We start from the raw sequence: 19336 nt of genomic DNA on the forward strand, positions 1-19336 counted from the left end.
AAGTGGCGCGGAGCGCAACACGTTGACATCTTTCGCACTCACCGGCGTGCCGTGATTACCCCACGCGGTACGGATATACGTGACCACGGCCGCGACCTCGACATCCGAAAGCGATTGCGCGAAAGGCGGCATACCGTAAGGCATGGGGTTTTTCTTCGTGCCCGGCGCATAACCACCGTTGAGCACCATGCGGATCGGGTTCACCGACGACGTCATCTGAATGGACTGGTTTGCGGCAAGCGGCGGGAAATGCGGCAGCTTGCCCTGACCCTGCGCGGCGTGACAGACGGCGCACTGCGCGTCGTAGATCTTCTTGCCGAGCGGCGACATAGTGTTCTTTTCTTCAGCAAGCGCTGGCGTAGGCGGGGTGATTTTCTCGCCAGCGCGCGAAGGCAGCGTCTTCAGATATACAGCTACGGAACGGATGTCTTCATCGGAGAGATACTGGAAGCTGTCGTACACGACTTCCGCCATCGGGCCGTAAACAGCGCCACGATTCGATACCCCCGCTTGCAACAGATCGGCAATGTCTTCGATACTCCAGTCGCCGAGCCCCGCTTCCTTGTTCGATGTCAGCGACGGTGCGTACCAGTTCTGGATCGGGATCAAACCGCCCTCGAAACGCTTGGACGCAGAGTTGCCGCCCAGCGCATTGATTGCGGTATGACACATCGTGCAATGGCCGAGCCCTTCGACCAGATAGGCGCCGCGGTTCCATTCGACCGACTGCGTGGGATCAGGCTGGTATTCGCCCGCGCGGAAGTACAAAGCGCGCCAGCCATACAACAGTGAGCGCTGGTTGAACGGAAAGCGCAGTTCGTGAGCACGGTTGGGCTGCGGGATAGGCGGCGTCGACAACAGATACGCAAAGATCGCATCGGAGTCGGCGCGCGTGACTTTGGTGTACGACGCAAACGGCATGGCGGGATAAAGCAGCTCGCCGGTTCGCGATTTGCCCGTATGCATCATGTTGTAGAATTCTGCTGCGGTCCATTTGCCGATACCGTTTTCCTTATCCGACGAAATGTTCGGCGTATAGAGCGTGCCAAATGGCGTTTCCATGGGCCGGCCACCTCCAAAGAGCTTGCCGGCGGGAACGGTATGACATGCGATGCAATCGCCGGCACGCGCGAGATACTCGCCACGGGAAACGACCGACGGATCGGCTGCTTGCGCATTCGACATCACAACAAACATGCAAAGAAGCATCAGGGTCCGGAAACTGAACACGTCGATTTCCTCGCCTTAAGGGTTAGGTACGGTGCCGCAAGCAAGCGGCATCTTGAGAGAGCCGGCAGCGACCGGAACGGGATCGGCTGGAGCGGGCAACGACGCCAGATAAGCCGCTATAGCCGTGATGTCGCGCTCGGCCAGCCTGGTGCTTATTTCATGCATGCAATCGGGCGCGAGCGTCTTGCGCGTGCCGTAACGCCACGCGCCCAACTGCGCGCTGATGTAGTCGGCATGCAAACCCAGCAGGCCCGGGATGGCAGGCTCCATACCGGTAAGCGCCGCACCGTGACAGGCGGCACATGCGGGGATCTTGCGTGAGGGCGCGCCGTTATTTACGAGCGATTTGCCGAGCGCGAGTGTTGTTGCATCAGCGGTAACCGGTGCAAGCACCGGAAACGGCGGCCGCTCGCCAGCGAAATGTTCCGCAATCTGCTGCAGATAAGCGTCCGGGAGATAAGCCAATAAATAATTCATTGGCGGGTATTGCCGACGCCCGTCCCTAAAAGCAAGCAACTGGTTGTAGAGATAACCCGCGGGCTTGCCGGAGAGCCGCGGATAATAATCGTTGCTCGTACCTTCGCCTTGCGCACCGTGACATGCGGCACATGCCAGAACGCGCGCCTGCATGGTGTCGGGCGCCTTTTCAGCGGGCGCAGCGCCGGCGGCGAATGCGCCCGCGCTCGATAGCGCGAGGAGCACTAATGAAATGACGACGCTGCGAATGCCCACCGTTGTGTCCTCGATCGGGTTTTTGTATCTGTAGTCGTGCGCTACAGCGAATTGTTATACGACGCTATTGTGTTGGCTTTGGACTTTGGAAAATGCATTGAGTGCGGCATGAGCGAAGCTTAAAGCACTTAAAGGATTTTGCCGAGAGCCAAGATTCACACGACCTCGTGGATTATTAATCATTTAAGTGATGATTCAAAAGCGCGAAATAAAGAGCTTCGACGTTCAATGATCAAGATCAATAAAGGCGCGGAATTTCGCTCGGCGCAGATAATTTCCTAAAGTAATTCCTTAGCGAAATAACGCTAAGGCGAAATTGAAGCGATCGCTTGAGCTTAGCTGCTCAAGCGACCTTCGTGTATGACCAAAGCGTTACTTAAGGCCCAGGCGCTTGGCGAGCCGGTTGAGGTTGGCGCGGTCGATTTGCAACTCACGCGCTGTCGATGCCCAGTTCTCGTTATTGCGCGCCAAAGCATTCTGCAGGACCGTTCGCTCAAACGATGTGACAGCGGTGCGAAAATCCTGGGCCGCCGTTTCCGGTGTGGAAGCATCCAGGTTCACGCTTTCCTGCTGTGTATCGTCCAGTCCAAGATGCGCGGCGGTCAGGCTCAGAATGCGCGGATGCTCAGCTTGAGACGCGAGCGCTTTTAAAGCACTGCGGCCAATCAGGTGTTCGAGTTCGCGCACATTGCCGGGCCATGCGTAGTCGAGCAGCGCGGCTTGGGCATCGCTGGAAAGACGCAAGCTCGCCAAGCCCAGCCGCGAGCGGTTTTCCTCAAGGAAGCTCCCTGCCAGCATCAATACGTCACGGCCACGCTCGCGCAACGGCGGAACCCGTAGCGGATAAACGCTCAGCCGATGATAAAAATCCGCCCTTAGCCGCCCCGCCCTTACCTCTTCCACCAGGTCGCGATTGGTTGCGGCGATCACGCGGACATCGACGGTATGGTCGCGGTCCGAACCTATGCGTTGCAGCTGGCCGTTCTGCAGGACGCGCAACAGCTTTGCCTGCACGCCGAGAGAAAGTTCGCCGACTTCATCGAGAAACAGCGTGCCGCCGTCGGCGAGTTCGAACTTGCCACGCCGGTCCGAAGACGCGCCGGAAAACGCGCCACGTACATGACCGAACAATTCGCTCTCGACCAGCGTGTCGGGTAGCGCCGCGCAATTCAGGCTGATCAGCGGCTTGTTTGCGCGCGGCGACGCCGCATGAATTGCATTTGCAACGAGCTCCTTGCCAACGCCTGTCTCGCCGGTGATCAGCACGGTCAGGTCGCTGCCAGCAACGATCCCGATCTCCTGAATCATGCGCTTGTGGGCCTTGCTGTTGCCGATCATCGTGCGATGACCTTGGCCGTGCGCTTGCCGGTATGCGTCGGCACGGCGCCGTTCTTCCTCGCCCGTTCGAGCCAGCGTATCGATGCGTTCCACCACGCTGACGGTCGCGGCGGCAAGGCTCAGGAAAGCGCTGAGCGACGACATATCGATACTGTCGAAACGCGCCGGGTCGAGCGCGTCCAGCGTAAGCAAACCCCAAGGCCGGCCGTTGATGACGAGCGGTGATCCGAGACAATCGTGCACCTCGAGGTCGCCGGACACCGCCTGCACGAGGCCATCGTATGGATCAGGAAGATCGGAATCCGAAGCAAACCGCGTCGGCCCCGAGTTGGCAAGCAGTCGCTCGAAACGCGGATGGTCAGCCACGCGAAAACGCCGCCCGAGCGTGTCCATGCTCAAACCCTCGATAGCCAGCGGCACCAGCGTATCGCCTTCCAGCCGTAATAACGCGGCGGCGTCGGCGGGAAACAGCGTGCGCATGGTGTGTAACAGCCGCCGGTAACGCTCGGAATCGGCGAGGTCGCGCGACAGATCCTGCATGAGTGGCACAAGCGCATCGAGCAAAAATCGTGAGGTCATTTTGACTTCATTGTGAGTCTTTTCGACCAGAGTCTTTTTAACCATCTAAATTCGCAAACCATTGATTTCAATAGGATGCAAGTGTGGCACGAAACTTGGATTAAATGGTTCAGCGACTGCTTGTTTCCGCTCCGCTCAACATCGAACATAAGGAATTCCACCATGCTATCCGCAGAACACCGTGCCATCGTCAAAGCGACCGTCCCACTTCTTGAAAGCGGCGGCGAGGCGCTGACCACGCACTTTTACGGGCTGTTGATGAGTGAACACCCGGAGGTGCGTCCGTATTTCAACCAGGCGCACCAGGCGAGCGGCGCACAACCGCGCGCACTCGCAAATGGCGTGTTGATGTACGCAAAGCACATAGATCAGCTCGAACAACTCGGAGACCTGGTTTCGCAGATCGTGAACAAGCATGTGGCGCTCGACATCCTGCCCGAGCACTATCCGCTCGTCGGCTCATGCCTGCTTCGGTCCATTCGTGAAGTGCTGGGCGCAGAGATCGCGACCGATGCCGTGATCGAAGCATGGGCTGCCGCGTACGGGCAACTCGCGGATTTGCTGATCGGTCTCGAGGAAACAATGTACGCCGAACGTGAAAACGCGCCGGGCGGCTGGCGCGGCACGCGCTTGTTCCGCGTTGCGCGCCGGGTCGTGGAAAGCGATGAAATAACGTCGTTCTATCTGCGACCGGATGATGGCGGTGAACTCCTCTCCTTTCAACCGGGGCAATACATTGGCGTGCGGCTGGTTCTGGATGGCGAGGAAGTCCGCCGCAACTATTCGTTATCGGCGGCGGCGAACGGCCGCGAGTATCGCATCAGCGTGAAGCGCGAGCCTGACGGCCGGGTATCAAAGCATCTGCATGCGAATCTCAAGGAGAATGACACCATCGAACTGTTGGCGCCCGCGGGCAACTTCAAACTCGAACATAGCGACAAACCACTCGTGCTGATTACGGGCGGTGTCGGCATCACGCCGGCGCTCGCCATGCTCGAAACAGCGCTGCGAAGCGAACGTCCGGTGTATTTCATTCATGCCGCCCGAAACAGCGGTGTTCATGCATTCCGCGACTTCGTCGATGCACAAGCTGAAAAGCATCCGCGCCTGAAACGCTTCTACTGCTATTCTGAATCGCGACCAGGCGATGCGCCGGCTCATGGCACCGGTTACCTCGATGAGGCACGGCTTGCAAAGTGGCTGCCCGAAACACGCGATGTAGACGCTTATTTTCTTGGACCGCTACCGTTCATGAAAGCGATGAAGCGGACCCTGAAGACGCTTGGCGTGCCTGAAGCGCAAACTCGCCATGAATTTTTTGGTCCGGCAGCTGCGCTTGAATAAAGATGCTTGCATGCAGCAAAGATGTCTTGCGTTCATTAGCAACTTAATGCTCGTAGACTCCCGCTTAGGCGAATGCGATTGATTGTTTGGCGTATCTGCATTCGCTTAAGCGGAGTGCCCTGCTTTATTGCCCCGGCCTTGAAGAACTTTGGTAATTACGAACCTGCATAGATATTGCAGAAGCTGACGGGACCTACACAAGTGTCATGACCTTGCGTACCCGGCATTGCCATGCGCGGTGCGCTCACGCTGGAACCCGAGGCAACCCCGCCATACGACGCAGAACTTTCCTGACGATTAGCAAACCGGCTTTGAAATGCCGGGCTGATATCCGGATACGATGCATCAGTCACGTACTCCGAACCATTTTGTTGTGCTTCCACCAGTTGCTGGCGAACTTCCGCACGGGTAAGTCCTTCTGCGAATGCACTCGGCGCGAAAGCGCTGGCCGAAACAATGGCAGCAACGGACAAGGTAAGCAGGGCAAGCTTTTTCATTTTCAACTCCGGTAGATTGAGGGTAACCAACGCAACGTGTTGCGGTTGGTACAAGGGCTAACCCATCAATCGCCGCTTTTATTCCTGCGATATCCATAATTTATTTGCGCTGCATTGTTGTGTTCGAAGACGCTCGGAATACGCGTGTTCTTCATCCGGAGCCGGCCGCCTCATGCGAAATCGGTAAGGCAATTGGAAGCTATGCCATCGGGTGGTTTATTCCGATTTGGAGTTACTCGCGCGCGAATGCGATTTATGGACTTATGTGAATTCAGCACGAATCGTCGTAATCTTGTATAAGGACTTGCGGTAAGACAGACCAAAAATATCCTCACGACAACTGGAGTTGCAGATGACGACCCTTTCCATAAACGGCGAATCTCACACGGTCGATGCCCCACCTGACATGCCCCTGCTCTGGGTGCTCCGCGATCTCGTAGGTCTCACAGGTACAAAATTCGGCTGCGGCATCGCCCAATGCGGTGCTTGCACCGTGCACCTGGACGGCGTTGCCGTTCGCTCCTGCGTACTTCCGATTGCAGCAGTCGGCAGTCGCAAGGTGACGACTATCGAAGCGGTCAGTGCCACGCCCGCCGGCAAGAAAGTGCAGGACGCGTGGGTGGCGCTGGACGTTGTGCAGTGCGGCTACTGTCAATCGGGTCAAGTGATGTCGGCGGCGTCGCTCATCGCCGCCAACCCCGATCCATCTGACGCCGAGATAGACGCCGCCATGGCCGGCAACATCTGCCGCTGCGGCACCTACAACCGCATTCGCGCCGCGGTCAAGCACGCCGCCAAGGGGGCGTGACATGTCGCGAGGACTGCTGGAAGCACAAAATCGCCGCGCGCCCACCGGCGTGAACCGGCGCACGTTTTTGAAGGTTGGAGTATCGGTTGGCGCGGCCGTGGGCGGCGGCCTGATGCTTGGTTTCAGCCTCCCGGCTGCAAGCCAGGGCGAGGCGCCCAAGGGCAAATCGGTGATCGGCGGCGACGCCAACGAAACGCCGCAAAGCGGCGTATTCGAACCGAACGCATTTATCCAGATCGATGCAACCGGCAAGGTGACGCTGGTGATCCCCAAGGTCGAGATGGGCCAGGGCATCTACACGTCCATCCCCATGTTGATCGCTGAAGAACTTGAAGTGCCGCTTGATAGCGTTGTGATCGATCACGCGCCGCCAAACGAAAAACTCTTCAAGGATCCTTTGCTTGGCGGTCAGCTCACGGGCGGCTCGACGTCCATTCGCTATGCATGGGAGCCCATGCGTAAGGCGGGCGCAACTGCACGCACGCTGTTGATCTCTGCTGCGGCACAGCAATGGCAGGTTGAACCGGCAACGTGTCACGCCGAACGCGGCGAAGTGGTGCATATGGCGACGAGCCGGCGTATCGGTTACGGACAACTGGTGGATGCCGCATCGAAACTTCCCGCACCGCAAAACGTGACGCTCAAGGATCCTAAGGATTTCAAACTGATCGGCACCGCGCATAAGCGCCTGGATTCACCGGAGAAAGTTGACGGGACAGCTGTGTTCGGTCTGGACGTGCGCTTGCCCGGCATGGTGTACGCGGCAATCGTGAACAGTCCGGTGTTCGGCGGCAAGCTGGTTTCAGTCGACGACACCAACGCGAAAAAGATCCCCGGCGTACGCCAGGTGATTCGTTTCGACAACGGCGTGGCGGTGATCGGCGACCATACGTGGGCCGCCAAACGCGGCGCGGCGGCGCTCGATCTCAAATGGAACGAAGGCCGCGGCGCGGACTTTTCGACGGCGAAAGTCGTGCAGCAACTCGCGGATGCGTCGAAGAAAGATGGAGCCGTCGCCCGCAAGGACGGCGACACGAAAAAGGGTTTCGACGACGCCAAGACGCGCGTCGATGCCGTGTACCAGCAACCCTTCCTTGCGCACGCGACCATGGAGCCGGTGAACTGCACAGTGTCGGTACGTGCCGACGGCTGCGACATCTGGGTCGGCACGCAAGTCCCGACGCGCGCCGTCGATACAGCCATGAAGATCACCGGCCTTCCCGCCGACAAGATCTCCGTCCATAACCATTTGCTCGGCGGTGGTTTTGGCCGGCGACTGGAGACGGATTTCATCGAGCAGGCATTGAAGATCGGCAAGCAGGTCGGCACGCCCGTAAAGGTCACGTACACGCGCGAGGAGGACGTCCAGCACGACATGTATCGCCCGTATTACTACGACGTGATTTCGGCCGGCCTCGATGCCAACGGCAAACCGATTGCATGGCAGCACAGGATTGTCGGGTCCTCGGTCATGGCGCGCTTCGCGCCGCCGGCCTTCAAGAACGGACTCGATCCCGACGCGGTTGAAGTCTCCGCCGATTTGCCATACGACTTGCCGAATCAGTTCATCGACTACGTACGTCAGGAACCGATGGACATTCCTACCGCATTCTGGCGCGGCGTAGGTCCGACGCGCGGCACTTTCGTGGTCGAAAGTTTCATGGATGAACTGGCGGCGCAGGCCAAGATCGATCCGGTGAAGTACCGCCACGACCTGCTCGGCAAAACGCCGCGCGCGCAAAACGTGCTCGACGTCGCCGCCCAGAAAGCCGGCTGGGGTGGTACGCCACCGAAGGGTCAGGGGCGCGGTGTATCGGTCATGCACGCGTTCGGCAGCTTCTTTGGCATGGTCGTCGACGTGACCGTGAACAGCGACGGTGAAGTTGCGGTCAACCGCGTGGTATGCGCGGTCGATTGCGGCATGGTCGTGAATCCGAATACCGTCGAGGCGCAGATTCAGGGCGGCATTATCTTTGGCATCACAGCCGCGCTTTATAGCGAGATCACGATCAAGGACGGCCGCGTAGAACAAGCGAATTTCACCGACTACCGCATGTTGCGGATCGACCAGACACCGCCCATCGAGGTGCACATAGTCAAGAGCAGCGAAGCGCCTGGAGGGATCGGCGAACCCGGTACGGCGGCGCTTGCGCCCGCACTGACCAACGCGATCTACGCCGCTACCGGCAAGCGTCTGCGGCAGTTGCCCGTGGGCCGTCAACTGCTGAGCGCGTGAGGGAACACACAATGATCAAACAACTTGTTTCCGCAATCGCCCTCACGTTCAGCCTGCCGATGCTTTCACAAGCTGCCGTTCCGGCCGACGACCCGCTCGTGACCCGTGGCGCATATCTCGCGAAAGCCGGCGATTGCGTGGCCTGCCATTCCGCACCCAAGGGCAAACCGTTTGCCGGCGGCCTGCCGATGAATACGCCCATGGGGAAGATCTACACGACCAATATCACGCCGGACCCGGAGACGGGCATCGGCAAATGGACCGAGGAGGATTTCGAAAAGGCGTTACGTCAGGGGGTATCGAAGGATGGGCACAATCTTTATCCAGCCATGCCCTATCCTTCCTATACCAAGGTTCGCGACGACGACGTGAAGGCGCTTTATGCATACTTCATGAAGGGCGTGGCGCCGGTCAACCAGGCAAATCGTGCACCGGATATTCCGTTCCCCTTGAACATGCGCTGGCCGCTTAAATTCTGGAACATGGTGTTCCTCGACAAAGGCGTTTATCGCGACAAGGACGGTAAGGACGTTGCATGGAATCGCGGTGCGTACCTGATCCAGGGCCTCGGCCATTGCGGCTCGTGCCATACACCGCGCGGTATCGCGTTCCAGGAGAAGGCGCTCGATGAAAGCGGCGGCGCATGGCTCACGGGCGGCGTGCTCGACGGCTGGTTTGCGTCGAACCTGACCGGCGAGCAGAACGTCGGACTGGGGCGCTGGTCAGACGCGGATTTGACGCAGTTCCTGAAAACCGGCGCGAACGCGCACGCAACGGCGTTCGGGTCCATGACTGACGTGATCAACCACAGCACGCAGGGCATGAACGATCAGGATCTGGCTGCCATGTCCACGTACCTGAAGTCGTTGCAGCCGGCGGGCGGCACGAACGCGCCGGCCTATGCATACGATCCGAAGGCTACGACGGCATTGCTCGCGCATCCCGCCAACGACGCTGGCGCGAAGGTCTACACCGCGTACTGCATGCACTGCCACGGCGTGGACGGCAAGGCGTTCGCCCCGCTGCTTGCACCGCTTGCGGGTAATCCGAACTTGCTGGAGAAGGATGCTTCGTCGCTGATCAACGTGACGCTGAACGGCACGCAGGATCTCGTGATCCAGGGCATTCCGGCCGCGTACCCGATGCCGAAATACGCACCGGTGCTAAGCGACCAGCAAATCGCCGACGTGCTTACATTCATTCGTGCGGGCTGGAACAACGGCGCGCCGGCCGTTGCCGCGGGTGATGTTGCGAAGCTGAGGAAGTCGACACAAGCAGCGCAATGAAAAATGGCGGCGGACTTGAAATCCGCCGCCATTTTCTTATTCCGATGCCACTTTCAACAACACCGGCTGATCCCGATAAAACGCCGGATATAACCGTTTGAGGTTTTCCACCTTGGGCAAATCGTTGATTGCGATGTAAGGCGCATCCGGATGCAGCGTCAGGTAGTTCTGGTGATAAGACTCAGCCGGATAGAAACCCTTCAGCGCGTCCGTTTTGGTCACGATCGGCGCCGGAAACACGTGCGCTTTGTTCAACTGCGCAATATAGCTTTGCGCCACCTGCTTTTGCATGTCGTTGGCCGGAAAAATTGCCGAACGATATTGCGTGCCGCTATCCGGACCTTGCCGGTTGAGTTCGGTCGGATCGTGGGCGACCGAGAAGTAGATCTGCAGCAGTTGGCCGTAGGTTACTTTGGTCGGATCGTAGGTGATCTGCACCGACTCCGCGTGACCCGTTTGACCGCCGCTCACGGTCTCGTATTGCGCAGTATCGGCTTGGCCGCCTGCATATCCGGAGACGACTTTCGTCACACCATTGACGTGCTGGAAGACACCCTGCACGCCCCAGAAACAGCCGCCTGCCAGCACCGCCGTTTCCTGACGCGTGGCGCCCACGGGTTCATCGACTGTGGGCGGCGCCAGCACGACCGCTGCTTCGGAAGAATGCGCGACGTGCATCGACAAGAACAGGACAGTCGCGCCCAGGCTGATTGCGCTAAGCAAGCCGGCACCACGCGAGCGCATGGCGTACAACGTTTTTTGGTTCGGGAAATTCATGGATGAGCCTCCGGGTTTCGGGACGTTCATTCGCTGCACAAGCTGCGCATGAACCCCTTTCGCCTTATGTTAGCGCGCCCGGAAGGCGATAAATGCTTGATGACAAAGATGTAATCAAGAGGTCAGAGAAAGCGTGGCTAGCTGAAAACGCAAATCACTCCGGACTTAGCAGATCGGCGAGCGCAATCGCAATGGTTTTCGTTGCGACTTTCAGGTCTTCGAGCGCCACCCGTTCATCCGCGCGATGTCCGTTCGCCTCAAGCAAGGTACGCGGGCCGGCGCCATAAATGACAGTCGGAACGCCAGCTTCGCAGTACAGCCGGGCGTCGGTGTAGAGAGGAACGCCTTCGGTTGGAATGTCGCGATGCAACGTAATCGTGGCCGCGCGTTGCAACGCCTGCGACAGGCGCTCGGCACCGTCGAGCGAACGCAGTGGAGAAGTGACAAGGATCTCCTCGATATCGACATCAATACCCTGCAAATCCCTGACCGCGCCCACGATCAGCGCTTTGAGCGTACGCAACACGTCCTCAGGATTTTCTTCAGGCACGACCCGCCGGTCGAGCCGCAAAGTGACCTTGTCGGGCACGACATTGGTATTGATGCCGCCCTTGATCAAGCCGACGACCAGCGTCGGATGTTCGATGCCCGGTGTATTCGATCGAATATCACGCAATGCCGCCCGATGCGCATACAACGCGTTGAGCACCGCCGTCGCGGCTTCCAGCGCATCATGTCCGGTATCGGGACGTGCGGCATGCGCGGACTTGCCGCGCACTGTGACTTCGAGGTGAATCGCACCGTTGTGCGCGGTCGTGACTGCGTAAGAAAAGCCGGCGCAGATAGCGTAATCCGGCTTCACAATGCCCTCCTTAAGCAACCAGCCCGGTCCGATCAACCCGCCGGTTTCCTCGTCATAGGTGAGATGCAACTCGACGGTTCCGGCCAGCGCCGCACCACTGCCGATCAGGGCTTTCAACGCAAACGCATAGGTCGCAAAATCCGACTTCGACACCGCCGCACCACGCCCGTACATGAAACCATCGCGGATTTCGGCGCCGTAGGGGTCGGCAGTCCAGCCATCGCCCGGTGGGACCACGTCGCCATGCGCGTTCAGCGCAATGACCGGCCCGGCCCCGAAGCGATGACGAATCACCAGATTTGTCGCGCTGATCATGCCGGCGCGGCGGACATCGTCGGCAGGAACTGCGTGGCGCTCGACCTTGAAGCCTGCTTGTTCAAGCCATTTCGCGGCCATCTCGGCATGGTCCGCGCAATCGCCCGGCGGATTGTCCGATGGCTTTTGTACAAGCGCGGAAAGGAACGCGAGTTCATCGTCGAACTGGCTGTCGACTCGGGCCATCAAGGTTGCGGCAAGGGCGGGCTGGGTCATGGGCGTGGGTCTAAGGTCGATACGAGGGCATGGTAACGGCGAACGCCTGAGTTAAGCGAACTCACGGCAGATAACCGCCAGCTTAGCGGACGCGAGACCCGGCTTGCTAAGCGCAGCCGAATTCCGTGCATAACGGATCGCGTTAAATATCTATCCATTCGGCGATGATTTGATCGAACATTGTTGCTAAGGGTGGCCAAGGCCGCGTTACTTTTGCAATCATTTGACGACGGTTCTCAGCTAAGCTTTATGCACCTTCACCAAGATTCAATGAGCACTTCAATGAACAACCGAGACGACGCCGCAACCCTCGACCGCAACGACCCGCTGCGCCCTTTGCGCGAACAGTTCGCGCTGCACGACGACGTGATTTACCTCGACGGCAATTCGCTCGGCGTGCCACCCAAAGCCGCAGCTTTGCGCGCGGCGCAAATCATTGCGAATGAATGGGGCGACGGCCTCATCCGCTCGTGGAATACCGCAGGATGGTTCGCTTTGCCCAAGCGCCTGGGCAATAAACTTGCGCCGTTGATAGGCGCTGCGCAAGACGAAGTGGTCGTTACCGACACCATTTCCAGCAATCTGTTCAAAGTGCTATCCGCTGCGTTGCGCGTTGCAAACGAGCGCGATCCCAGGCGTCGCGTGATCGTTTCGGAACGCTCGAATTTCCCAACGGACCTCTACATAGCGCAGGGTTTGATCGAACAACTGGATCGCGGGTATGAATTGCGCCTGGTCGATCATGCGTCGGACCTGCCCGGCGCTATCGATGAAAACACGGCGCTCGCCATGATCACGCACGTGAACTATCGCACGGGCGCGATGCACGACATGTCCCCGCTGACGCGCATCATTCACGATAAAGGCGCGCTCGCCGTCTGGGATCTCGCGCATTCAGCCGGCGCCGTTCCAGTCGACTTGCACGGCGCGAACGCGGATTATGCCGTGGGCTGCACGTATAAATATCTCAATGGCGGTCCCGGCTCGCCTGGTTTCATTTGGGTGCCCAAGCGTCTTCAGGATGCGTTCTCGCAACCCCTGTCCGGCTGGTGGGGTCACAAGAAACCCTTCGATATGGTTCCGGAATATCGTCCGGATGACGGCATTGGCCGTTTCTTGTGCGGTACGCAACCCATCATCTCGATGGGCCTCGTTGAATGCGGCCTCGACGTCTTCGCGCAAACCGACATGGCGGCGCTGCGGCGCAAGTCGCTCGCTCTGAGCGATCTTTTTATCGAACTGGTCGAGACGCGATGCGCCGAATTCCCTTTGCAACTCGTGACGCCTCGAACGCACGCCGAGCGCGGGTCGCAGGCGAGCTTCGAGCATCCGCACGGTTATGAAGTCATGCAGGCGCTGATCGCGCGAAACGTGATTGGCGATTACCGCGAGCCGCGCATCCTGCGTTTTGGCTTCACGCCGCTCTATACGCGGTACGTCGATGTGTGGGACGCGGTAGAAACCTTGCGCGACGTGCTCGACACGCAAGCATGGCGCGAGCCCGAATACGCCGAACGTGGCGCTGTAACCTGATTTGCAAGGAGAACGCGCGATGACACGACAAGACCAGAATGAAAGCGCCGGCACTTGCCCAATGGGTTATGGCGCGTCTGCCGAAAAGGCGGAAGGCTGGCACGACGCGCAGCTCGACTTTACGGATTCAATGAGCTACGGCGATTATCTGTCGCTCGGCACGTTGCTCTCGGCGCAGCATCCGTTGTCGCCGGATCACAACGAGATGTTGTTCATCGTGCAGCATCAGACGAGCGAGTTGTGGATGAAACTCGCGCTTTACGAATTGCACGCGGCACTCGCCGCTGTTCGCCGCGATGAACTTCCGCCCGCCTTCAAGATGCTCGCGCGGGTTTCGCGAATCCTCGATCAGCTTGTGCAGGCGTGGAGCGTGCTCGCGACCATGACGCCATCGGAATACACTGCAATGCGGCCTTATCTGGGTGCATCGTCCGGATTCCAGTCGCATCAATACCGGCAGATCGAGTTCACGTTGGGCAACAAGAATGCGCAAATGCTCAAAGCCCATGCTCACAGGCCGGAGATTTTTTCTGAAGTAAAGGCGACGCTGGAGGCACCCTCTTTCTACGATGAAGTCATCCGCTTGCTCGCGCGGCGCGGCTTTCCGATTGCGCCGGAAAGACTTGAACGCGACTGGACCCAGCCGACTACGCACGATGCAAGCGTGGAAGCCGCGTGGCTCGAGATTTATCGGAATCCGGGCGAGCATTGGGAACTGTACGAGATGGCGGAAGAACTGGTCGATCTCGAAGATTCATTCCGGCAATGGCGCTTCCGGCATGTGACTACAGTCGAGCGGATCATCGGATTCAAACAGGGCACCGGCGGTACGAGCGGTGCGCCATATTTACGAAAGATGCTCGACGTTGTGCTGTTTCCCGAGCTTTGGCACGTTAGGACCTTGCTCTAGCGGCTCTTCGGTTTATCGTGCGGCAACTTGCGGTTCCAGCACGCGCAGCGCGTTGCCCGACTTTCCCCGATAATGACCCGCATGAAAACACTCCCACCGCCCTCCACCGTCCGGCGCCTGTTGCTCGCGCTGCCCGCAGCGTTGCTGCTAGCGTCCTGCGCAATGCCTGCCGCACCGGAATCGACTTCGCTCGATGCCGCCATCGCCGCGCCTTACCGCGGGCAGAAAGCGCAGGCCCGCGATGTCTACCGGCACCCTAAGGAAACACTGGAATTCTTCGGCGTCGCGCCCACGCAGAGCGTGCTGGAGATCGCTCCGGGCGGCGGCTGGTACACGGACATCCTCGGGCCTTACCTGAAGGATCGCGGCACCTTGTACGAGGCCGAATACGTCGGCGTGGCAGGTTCGCTGCCGGCAGCCGAAGCCCGGAGCAACGCCGCTTTCGAACAAAAACTCGCATCGAATCCGTCCATATACGGCAAGGTTCCGTTCGGCACGTTGCAGTCGGGACAGTTCGTCGGCTTGCCTGCGGGGCTCCAGGTCGATCGTGTGCTGACCTTCCGCAATATCCACAACTGGATTGAAGACGGCCAGATCGATGCCAACTTGCGCGCGTTCTATTCCGTGCTGAAACGCGGTGGCGTACTGGGCGTTGAAGAACATCGCGCCAAGCCGGGAACGCCGCTGCAACAGATGATAGATACGGGTTACCTCACCGAAGCCTACGTGATCCAGCATGCGCAAGCCGCCGGTTTCAAGCTCGTTGCGAGCAGCGCGATCAATGACAATCCCCGCGATACAAAGGATTATCCGAACGGCGTCTGGTCGTTGCCACCCACTTACCGCGGCGGCGATGTGGATCGCGCGCGCTTTGCGGCTATCGGCGAATCGGATCGCATGACGCTGCGTTTCGTCAAACCTTAAGCCATCACCCGCCTCATGCCGACCGCCTTCACATGGCCCACGTCTGCCCGCTCAAGACGGGCATTACTTACGTTCTTGGCAGTTTTGTCAGTCGCGGGCTGCGCGACGAAGACCCAGTCCGCCGAACCTCAAGGCTCTAGCATGACTCATCACACGGCTGACGGTTACGAAAACAACTATTCGCCGCTGCCGCGTGCATCGCTTCTGAAATGGCAATGGGAACGCCTGGTCAATGGCTTGCCAAAACCGCCGGCGAACGGCTATCACTTCCCGATCGATCATCCGGATGTTGCGTGGATCAAAGCCAACCGGACCGAGACAACGCTTACATGGGTCGGCCACGCGACCGCGCTGTTGCAGACGAACGGCGTCAACATCATTACCGATCCCATGTTCTCGCGGCGCGCATCGCCGTTCCAGTTCATTGGTCCGGAACGCAAGGTTCCGCCCGGGCTGGCGCTCGCTGATCTGCCGCATATCGATATCGTCCTGATCTCGCACAATCATTACGATCACCTCGATACCGCCAGCGTCGAGCAGTTGAACAAGCAGCCCGGCGGGCCACCGCTTTTCTTGGTTCCTATGGGTATCAAGGCGTGGATGCATGACAAGGGCATCGACAACGTGCAGGAACTCGACTGGTGGAACGAGACGCACGCTTCCGGCCTCGACATGTATTTCGTCCCTAGCCGGCACTGGTCGGCGCGCGGTATCGGCGATCGGCAAAAAACGCTTTGGGGCGGCTGGGTCGTAAAGACGCCTCAAGGTAACGCGCATCCGTTTTCGTTTTATTTTGCCGGCGACACCGGCTATTCGCCTGACTTCAAAGATATCGGCGAACGTTTTGGCAGCTTTGATTTATCGCTGATTCCAATTGGCGCTTATGCGCCCGAGTGGTTCATGCGCCCGCAACACGTGAACCCGTTCGAAGCCGTGCAAATTCACGAAGACGTTCGTTCGAAGAAATCGATAGGCATTCACTGGGGCACGTTCGAACTCGCAGATGACCCGCTCGACGAACCGCCGCGTCTGTTGAAACAAGCCGTGAAAGAAGCGGGCTTGCCGGAAGATGCGTTCGTGGTGTTGCATCACGGACAGATGATCAAGCTTGGTGACGCTAAGACGTCGGGACCGTAGCGTTATGGCGCGCTTTAATGCGGACGCCGGTGATTCAGCGCGATGAACACCGCCATCAGTATTAGAAACGCAACCACCAGCAGGCTGGCGTTGAGCAGCACATGCGGATAACCAAGCTCGCCCACATCAATAAACGGGTACGGATAAAAGTCCGATGTGCTGCCGCGCCATAACGTGATGCACAAGTAACCTAGCGGATAGATCAGCCAGAGCAGCGTCTTGTGCACGGTCAGGTGAAAGCGCGGTACGAACAGCACCCAGTAAACCGCCGACAAGACCGGTACCAAGGTATGCAAACATTCGTTGAGCACTGCCCGATATCCTGAAGGTGTCCATAGATATCGCAGCAACAGGTTGTACGCGAGTCCCACGAACACGATATAAACCACGACCGCGGTAACCACCGGCGGCTTGCGGAAAAATCGTCCGACGGGCGAACCCGCGCGCGCCGCCACACACGAAAAGCAGATGGCAACCGCGAAGATTGTCAGGTTGGTCAGATAACTGCTCAAACGTTCGATGCCATCGAATACGCTCAAGCCACGCGCAAGCATGCGGTGAACGGTGATATCGGTTTGCGCCGCGAGCGCGAGCCACGCGATGGTCGCAATCGAGGCTGCCAGAAGCAGGGACGCCGTGCTGGGCGTATGCAACGGCAATTCGTGCTCGACCGCGTGCTGGCTCTGGGAGGAAATAGGCTTCGACATGCCACGATTTTATACGCGGCAAGAATGCGCTGCAGGCGAAGAATTAAAGCGCGATCAGGAAATCTTGAAGATGTTTTGCGCACCGCGAACGTAGAGGCTTTCGGCTTTCAGCAGAATGCGTTCACGATAAAGATCGAATGCCGCAAGCACGGCGGTCTCGTCCGATCCCATTTGCGGATTGAAGCTGGAGAGCGCGGCGTCGCCAATCTGGAACGAGATCTCGCGCGAGCCGTCATACCCCCAGAAGCACACACAGTGCCGGGAGGTATCGTAGGAACGGCTGGGATTGGGGAAATTGAGTTTCATACGCCATCGTAGTCCCTTTCATGCAAACGGCGCGACGCTCATGTCGATAGTGATTACCCTTAGGACTTATTTCTACGAAGTCGTACGCCATTTGTAATGAAGCGGACAAGGGCGCGCTTCAAGTAGACTTTGGTCCCACGTATTCGATTGAACCCAAGACGCTCTGCCCTTGTGAAACCTGTCAACTTCCGCCTCACCGCCGCAATCGTCGCGAGCGCGCTCTTTATGCAGAACATGGATGGCACCATCGTTGCCACGGCGTTGCCTTCCATGGCGCGCGACCTGGGCGTCGATCCGGTCCATTTGAGCAGCGCGATCACGGCCTATCTCGTTGCGCTGACCGTCTTCATTCCCGCGAGCGGATGGGTCGCTGACCGCTTTGGCGCAAAACGCGTATTCATGTGGGCAATCGCGTTGTTCACTATTTCTTCCGTCGCGTGCGCGGCGGCGGCGAACCTGCCGGAACTGATCGGCGCGCGCATCGTGCAAGGGCTCGGCGGCGCAATGATGGTCCCGGTCGGCCGGCTGATCCTGTTTCGTGGCGTCAAGCGCGAGGAGCTTTTGCAAGCGACCACATGGCTCACCATGCCCGCGCTCATCGGACCATTGATGGGGCCTCCGCTAGGCGGATTTCTCACCGATGCGCTGTCGTGGCGCAGCATCTTCTGGGTCAACGTGCCGGTTGGGATCGTGGGAATCTTGCTGACGTGGAAGTTGCTGCCGGCGTCGCCTGCGGAACGTCCGGTGCCGCCGGACTTGCGCGGCATGACCATGATCGGCGGCTCGCTGACGCTCTTCATGATCGGCATTGAATGCGCGGGACGCAACGTGCTTCCGCCCTTCGTGGCGCCTGCCTGCATTGTTGCGGGCGTGCTGGTTTTCTGGCTGGCCGTGAAACATTGCCGTCGTGTACCCGATCCCGCTGTCGATTTTTCGCTGCTCGCCATTCCGACGTTTCATGCCGCCACGGTGGCGGGAAGTCTTTTCCGCGCCGGCGCCGGAGCCTTGCCGTTTCTCGTGCCGCTGACGTTGCAAACCGGATTCGGTTATAGCGCGTCCGCTAGCGGACTCGTCACGTTCGCGAGTGCGTTGGGGTCGTTTTGCATGCGGCCGATGACATCGACCGCATTGCGGCATTTTTCTGTGCGCACGGTCTTGTGCGCGGGCAGCGTTTCGTTTGCCGCGATGCTCGTTGCGTGCTCTTTCATGTCGCAAAGCTGGCCCGCGGCCGCCATATTCATGTTGCTGCTTTTTGGCGGCCTCTCACGCTCGCTTGGCTTCGCAACCATGGGCGCGCTGGCTTTCGCCGATGTCCCCAAAAGCAAGCTTGCATCGGCGACATCGTTTCAAGGAACCGCGCAGCAGTTGATGAAAGCGGTGGGCGTGACGGTTGCCGCCGGGACCATCCAGGTCACGCTGATCCTGTCGCCGGGAGCTCACGCGCAACGCTGGCAACTGGCGGCGGCGTTCATCGTGACGGCGATGGTGGTGCTCGCTTCTTATCCGATGTTCGCACGCATGCCGCCCGAAGCAGGCGAAGGCATCTCTGCTGCGCGCGGACGTGGACGCGGCGCAGCGGCAGAGATGAAATAACGCAAC

Annotated in this window: 17 protein-coding genes; 9 read left to right on the forward strand and 8 right to left on the reverse strand. The window is 59.0% G+C overall.

Features of this window, described 5'->3' with window-relative positions:
• The 3 genes from HB633_RS27890 to norR all read right to left on the reverse strand — a co-directional run.
• Window positions 1-1197, reverse strand: a 1197-nt coding sequence (locus HB633_RS27890) for a cytochrome c (RefSeq protein WP_255581246.1), incomplete at its 3' end; no start/stop codon positions are given.
• Between the two features lie 48 nt (window positions 1198-1245).
• Window positions 1246-1860 (reverse strand): c-type cytochrome, encoded by a 615-nt coding sequence (locus HB633_RS27895; RefSeq protein ID WP_213781485.1) that lies wholly within the window; start codon window positions 1858-1860, stop codon window positions 1246-1248.
• 474 nt (window positions 1861-2334) lie between these two features.
• A complete protein-coding gene (gene norR, locus HB633_RS27900) occupies window positions 2335-3924 on the reverse strand; it encodes a nitric oxide reductase transcriptional regulator NorR (RefSeq protein WP_213781409.1) in 1590 nt (529 codons plus the stop codon).
• 117 nt (window positions 3925-4041) lie between these two features.
• Between norR and hmpA the strand changes: the two genes are divergently transcribed.
• Entirely contained in the window at window positions 4042-5223 is a 1182-nt protein-coding gene (gene hmpA / locus HB633_RS27905) for an NO-inducible flavohemoprotein (RefSeq protein ID WP_213781410.1), read from the forward strand.
• Between the two features lie 155 nt (window positions 5224-5378).
• Here the strand turns inward: hmpA and HB633_RS27910 are convergent, their stop codons facing one another.
• Window positions 5379-5720, reverse strand: coding sequence for a DUF4148 domain-containing protein (locus HB633_RS27910; protein WP_213781411.1), 342 nt, complete (start codon window positions 5718-5720; stop codon window positions 5379-5381).
• Window positions 5721-6072: 352 nt separating this feature from the next.
• Between HB633_RS27910 and HB633_RS27915 the strand changes: the two genes are divergently transcribed.
• From HB633_RS27915 to HB633_RS27925, 3 genes are read left to right on the forward strand one after another with little or no spacing between them, the layout of a single operon-like run.
• A complete protein-coding gene (locus tag HB633_RS27915) occupies window positions 6073-6528 on the forward strand; it encodes a (2Fe-2S)-binding protein (RefSeq protein WP_213781412.1) in 456 nt (151 codons plus the stop codon).
• A gap of 1 nt (window position 6529) precedes the next feature.
• Entirely contained in the window at window positions 6530-8764 is a 2235-nt protein-coding gene (locus tag HB633_RS27920; protein WP_213781413.1) for a xanthine dehydrogenase family protein molybdopterin-binding subunit, read from the forward strand.
• 59 nt (window positions 8765-8823) lie between these two features.
• Window positions 8824-10050 (forward strand): cytochrome c, encoded by a 1227-nt coding sequence (locus HB633_RS27925; RefSeq protein ID WP_255581247.1) that lies wholly within the window; start codon window positions 8824-8826, stop codon window positions 10048-10050.
• Window positions 10051-10086: 36 nt separating this feature from the next.
• Here the strand turns inward: HB633_RS27925 and msrA are convergent, their stop codons facing one another.
• On the reverse strand, window positions 10087-10794 hold the full coding sequence (msrA, locus tag HB633_RS27930) for a peptide-methionine (S)-S-oxide reductase MsrA (protein WP_255581248.1): 708 nt from the start codon (window positions 10792-10794) through the stop codon (window positions 10087-10089).
• 187 nt (window positions 10795-10981) lie between these two features.
• Window positions 10982-12220 (reverse strand): ArgE/DapE family deacylase, encoded by a 1239-nt coding sequence (locus tag HB633_RS27935; protein WP_213781416.1) that lies wholly within the window; start codon window positions 12218-12220, stop codon window positions 10982-10984.
• Between the two features lie 282 nt (window positions 12221-12502).
• On the opposite strand from HB633_RS27935, the gene kynU reads away from it, so the two are divergent.
• The 4 genes from kynU (at window position 12503) to HB633_RS27955 (ending at window position 16724) form a co-directional block, all read left to right on the forward strand.
• Window positions 12503-13753, forward strand: a complete 1251-nt coding sequence (gene kynU / locus HB633_RS27940; RefSeq protein ID WP_213781417.1) for a kynureninase — start codon at window positions 12503-12505, stop codon at window positions 13751-13753.
• Window positions 13754-13814: 61 nt separating this feature from the next.
• Window positions 13815-14663, forward strand: a complete 849-nt coding sequence (kynA, locus tag HB633_RS27945; protein ID WP_255581249.1) for a tryptophan 2,3-dioxygenase — start codon at window positions 13815-13817, stop codon at window positions 14661-14663.
• Window positions 14664-14825: 162 nt separating this feature from the next.
• Window positions 14826-15587, forward strand: a complete 762-nt coding sequence (locus HB633_RS27950) for a methyltransferase (protein WP_255581250.1) — start codon at window positions 14826-14828, stop codon at window positions 15585-15587.
• Between the two features lie 141 nt (window positions 15588-15728).
• Window positions 15729-16724, forward strand: coding sequence for an MBL fold metallo-hydrolase (locus HB633_RS27955; protein WP_255581225.1), 996 nt, complete (start codon window positions 15729-15731; stop codon window positions 16722-16724).
• 14 nt (window positions 16725-16738) lie between these two features.
• On the opposite strand, the gene HB633_RS27960 is transcribed toward HB633_RS27955, so the two are convergent.
• Both HB633_RS27960 and HB633_RS27965 read right to left on the reverse strand, forming a co-directional pair.
• Window positions 16739-17431: a Pr6Pr family membrane protein gene (locus HB633_RS27960; RefSeq protein WP_213781421.1), complete on the reverse strand. Its 693-nt coding sequence runs from the start codon at window positions 17429-17431 to the stop codon at window positions 16739-16741.
• Window positions 17432-17485: 54 nt separating this feature from the next.
• The gene (locus HB633_RS27965; RefSeq protein WP_213781422.1) at window positions 17486-17737 is read right to left on the reverse strand and encodes a DUF1488 domain-containing protein; all 252 of its coding nucleotides are present in this window, start codon (window positions 17735-17737) and stop codon (window positions 17486-17488) included.
• Window positions 17738-17908: 171 nt separating this feature from the next.
• On the opposite strand from HB633_RS27965, the gene HB633_RS27970 reads away from it, so the two are divergent.
• On the forward strand, window positions 17909-19330 hold the full coding sequence (locus HB633_RS27970) for an MFS transporter (RefSeq protein WP_213781423.1): 1422 nt from the start codon (window positions 17909-17911) through the stop codon (window positions 19328-19330).
• Window positions 19331-19336: the final 6 nt, after the last annotated feature.

Source organism: Caballeronia sp. dw_276, assembly GCF_018449635.1.
Taxonomy (GTDB): Bacteria; Pseudomonadota; Gammaproteobacteria; order Burkholderiales; family Burkholderiaceae; genus Caballeronia.